This window comes from Parafrankia sp. FMc2, from assembly GCF_041008525.1.
Lineage (GTDB): Bacteria > Actinomycetota > Actinomycetes > Frankiales > Frankiaceae > Parafrankia.
The window spans coordinates 1-3499 of the sequence record NZ_JBFLUG010000299.1; the positions used below are offsets into that span (position 1 = coordinate 1).

Consider the following 3499-nt stretch of genomic DNA (forward strand, 5'->3'; position numbering starts at 1 on the left):
GAGAAGATCCTCCACTTCATCGAGGTCCACGACCGGACCGCCAAGCCCTACCGCTGGACCTACACCGGCGAACCCCTCAAAGCCGCCTGACGACAACCCCAGCAAGACTTACGCGGAGCTGCACTAGCGCCGAAGTGCCCCGATTCGGCAGGCGTTCGACCGGCCTGTGCCCTGCCCCAGGTCGGCCTCGTCCATGTCGGCCCCGGCACTTCGTGGACCCAGTCGCGGCCGGTCGGTGTCAGAACGCCGCCGCCGGCGCGGATGCTGCCAGCAGGCCGCGTACCTCCATGAGTGCGAAGCCGAGAAGGTTCAGACCCGGCCAGGCACTCGGGCGCCCCGCTCGTTCGTCGTCGGCAGCTATGCCGATCCCCCAGACGCGGTCCAGCGGACTTGCCTCGACCAGTGTCCGCCGGCTGGTTCCGACGAGGTACTCCCGCAGAGCGGGGTCCTGGCTGAACTTCGCGAAACTGCCGCGCACGACGATGTCGTAACGGCGGCTGGCCCAGATCTCCTCGTCGAAGTCGCGAACCTGGCGCCCCAGCGTCTTCGCCTCACCCGGACTCGCAGCAGCGAGCACCCGTTCGGCGGCTGTCTCGTCGCCGAACAGCCTCGCCTTCTGCTCCATCATGAAGTGCTCGGCGCTGCGGTATGTCCTGTCGTCCACAGTGAAATCGGCTGGCCACCACTGACTGAGGCAACCCTTTCCGACGCCGCCGCCCGACGGTGGCCGGTGACCCCAGAAGAACAGGAACTTTGGCAGCGCACCCGTCTGCTCCCACCGTCGTAGTTCGTCCACGGAACGGGGCCGTTCGTCGATACCGGGCATGAGACGTGACGTTGTCAGGTCCCGACTACGTACGCCACACCTTTCCTCAGCAGCTCCACCGGCGACTCCTCTGTCGGAACATGGAACGAGCGATGCTCAAGGTGGGCCGCGTTCCTCTCGGTAGCAGCCGCGCCAGCCCGACGCCGGGGTGGTCATAGCGGCGACGGTGAGGTGGGGGCCGCGGGTTCGGTGAGCCGGCCGCGGTCGAGGTGTAGCCAGCGCTCCACCCGGATCCGTCGCAGGAAGTGCTCGTCGTGGCTGACGACGACGAACGCGCCCTGGTAGGCGTCGAGGGCGCCTTCCAGCTGGCCGATGGCCACCAGGTCCAGGTTGTTGGTCGGTTCGTCCAGCAGGAGCAGGTGTGGCGCCGGCTCGGCGTGCAGGACGCAGGCCAGGGTGGCCCGCAGCCGCTCCCCGCCGGAGAGCGCGCCGACCGGCCGGTCGGCGGCGGTCCCGCGGAACCGGTAGCGGGCCAGCAGGGTCCTCCGCTCTGCCAGTGGTGCCTGCGGGGCGAAGGCGGCCATGTTCTCGGCCACGGTGCGGCCGGGGTCGAGCAGGTCGAGGCGCTGGGAGAGGTAGGCGCACCGGCCGTCGGCGCGCCGGATCTCCCCGCCGGAGGGCGCCAGCCCGCCGTCCAGCAGCCGCAGCAGGGTAGAATTGCCGGCTCCGTTGGGGCCGGTGAGCGCGATCCGCTCCGGGCCCCGGATGGTCAGGTCGATCCCGTCGCCGGCGAAGAGGTCCCGCCCGGCGTAGCGGGCCTGCAGGCGCTCCCCGGTGAACACCGTCCGCCCGGCGGGGACGCGGGTCGCCGGCAGCTCGAGCACGAGCAGCGGATCGTCGCGCAGCGCCTCCTCGGCCCGCTCGAGCCTGGCCTGGGCCTGCCCGATCCGCGCGGAGTGCGCCTCCTGGACACGGCCCGCTGATTCCTGCGCGGAGCGCTTGAGCCGCCCGGCGACGATCTTCGGCAGTCCGGCGTCGGCGAGGTTGCGGGCGGCGGTGCCGGCACGCCGGGCCGCCCGTTCGCGGGCCTGCTGCTGCTCGCGCTTCTCCCGGCGGACGTCCCGTTCCGCGGTGCGGACGTCGCGTTCCGCCACGGCCCGCTCCGCGCGCACCGCCTCCTCGTAGGCGGTGAAGTTCCCGCCGTACCAGCGGATCTCGCCACGGTCGAGCTCGGCGATGCGGTCCATCCGGTCGAGCAGCGCCCGGTCGTGGCTGACCACGAGCAGACAACCCGTCCAGGAGTCGGCGACGGTCTGGAGTCGGCGGCGGGCCGTCTGGTCGAGGTTGTTGGTCGGCTCGTCCAGCAGCAGGACGTCCGGGCGTTTCAGGAGCTGCGCCGCCAGGCCCAGGGACATGATCTGGCCGCCGCTGAGGGTGCCCAGCGGCCGGTTGAGGGACACGTCGCCGAGGCCGAGGCGGTCGAGTTCGGCGCGGGTCCGTTCCTCGACGTCCCAGTCATTGCCGATCGTGGTGAAGTGCTCCTCGCGGGCGTCGCCGGCCTCCAGGGCGCGCAGCGCGCGGATCACCGGGGCGATCCCGAGGAGCTCGGCGGCGGTCAGCCCGTCCGCGTCCGCCAGCGGCAGGTTCTGGGGAAGGAAGCCGAGGGTGCCGGCGACCGTGACGGTGCCGGCGGCGGGGCGCAGCTCGCCGGCGATCAGCCGGAGCAGCGTGCTCTTGCCGGCCCCGTTCGGGGCGACCAGGCCGGTGCGGCCGGCCCCGGCGCTGAAGGAGAGGCCGTCGAGGACGGGCGTGCCGTCCGGCCAGGAGAACGACAGGCCCGAGCAGACCACGGACGAGTCGGGCGTGCGTGCGGACGGACGGGTGGCAGCACTGTGGGAGGACATGCGGGCGGAGGACCTCGGATCGCGTGTGCGCGGGCGGCGGCCCCCGACAGCTACGCGTTCACCGCGCGACAGGCAGGCAGTCGGTCAGGCGGGGACGGCGTCGAGCGGCGGGTGGTGCCCGGCGGAATCGGCAACGGACGCAGGACGGCACACCGGCACGAACGGCGGCGCCAGCACGCGCCCGCCCGGCCGGCGGCTCTCCGGGGTTCACCCGGAGATGTCGTCGTCGCCCTCCACGCCGTGGCTCCTCGAGGTAGGTTGCCGGCCTCCTGTGCGGGCCGCCGGTCCACGATAGCCGCTGTCCCAGGGGGCCCGAAACTCGTTTTCGGCCGGCGCGTGACCTGGCGTGTTGCGGCGCCGGTTGGCCACAGCCGTCCAGCCTGCGGCTTTCCTTAAGTTTCTCTTGTGAAACGGACCGTGGGTCCGTACGGTAGCCGTGCGCATCGGACCGGCGGTCCGGTTCAGCGGGTCGGCTGGCTGGGGCGACGGGCCGTGCGGGCGTGCGGGGACACGAGTGCGGCCCCGCGGGCGAACGGCGGATCCCGCGGAGAACCAGACGTCCCGACCGATGACGCGGCACGGCACCTACCGCGAGATGGGGGACATCACCATGCAGGATCCGGGGATCGTGTTCGGCAGCTCCGGGCACCGGTCCGGGCGCAGGAGGCCCGCGGCGCACGCGGCGGGCACGCGCTTGGCGGCGTTAGGGCCTGTTCCGGGTCCGGATCACAGGCGGGATGGTCGTCTTTCGTGTTCGGGTGCTCCAGCTGGTAGCACGGTTGTATGACCCGTGGCGACCTGACCGACGGCGAGTGGGAACTGATCGAAC

Annotated in this window: 2 protein-coding genes; both read right to left on the reverse strand. The window is 72.1% G+C overall.

The annotated features are described in order from the left end of the window. Nucleotides 1-238: 238 nt before the first annotated feature. Nucleotides 239-826, reverse strand: a complete 588-nt coding sequence (locus AB1460_RS36400) for an NADAR family protein (protein ID WP_368967042.1) — start codon at nt 824-826, stop codon at nt 239-241. Between the two features lie 152 nt (nt 827-978). Next, the gene (locus tag AB1460_RS36405) at nt 979-2670 is read right to left on the reverse strand and encodes an ABC-F family ATP-binding cassette domain-containing protein (RefSeq protein WP_368967043.1); all 1692 of its coding nucleotides are present in this window, start codon (nt 2668-2670) and stop codon (nt 979-981) included. Between the last annotated feature and the right edge of the window lie 829 nt (nt 2671-3499).

Coding starts and splice junctions, on each gene's coding strand:
- AB1460_RS36400 (WP_368967042.1), bottom strand. CDS start 826: ATGCCCGGTATCGACGAACGGCCCCGTTCCGTGGACGAACTACGACGG.
- AB1460_RS36405 (WP_368967043.1), bottom strand. CDS start 2,670: ATGTCCTCCCACAGTGCTGCCACCCGTCCGTCCGCACGCACGCCCGAC.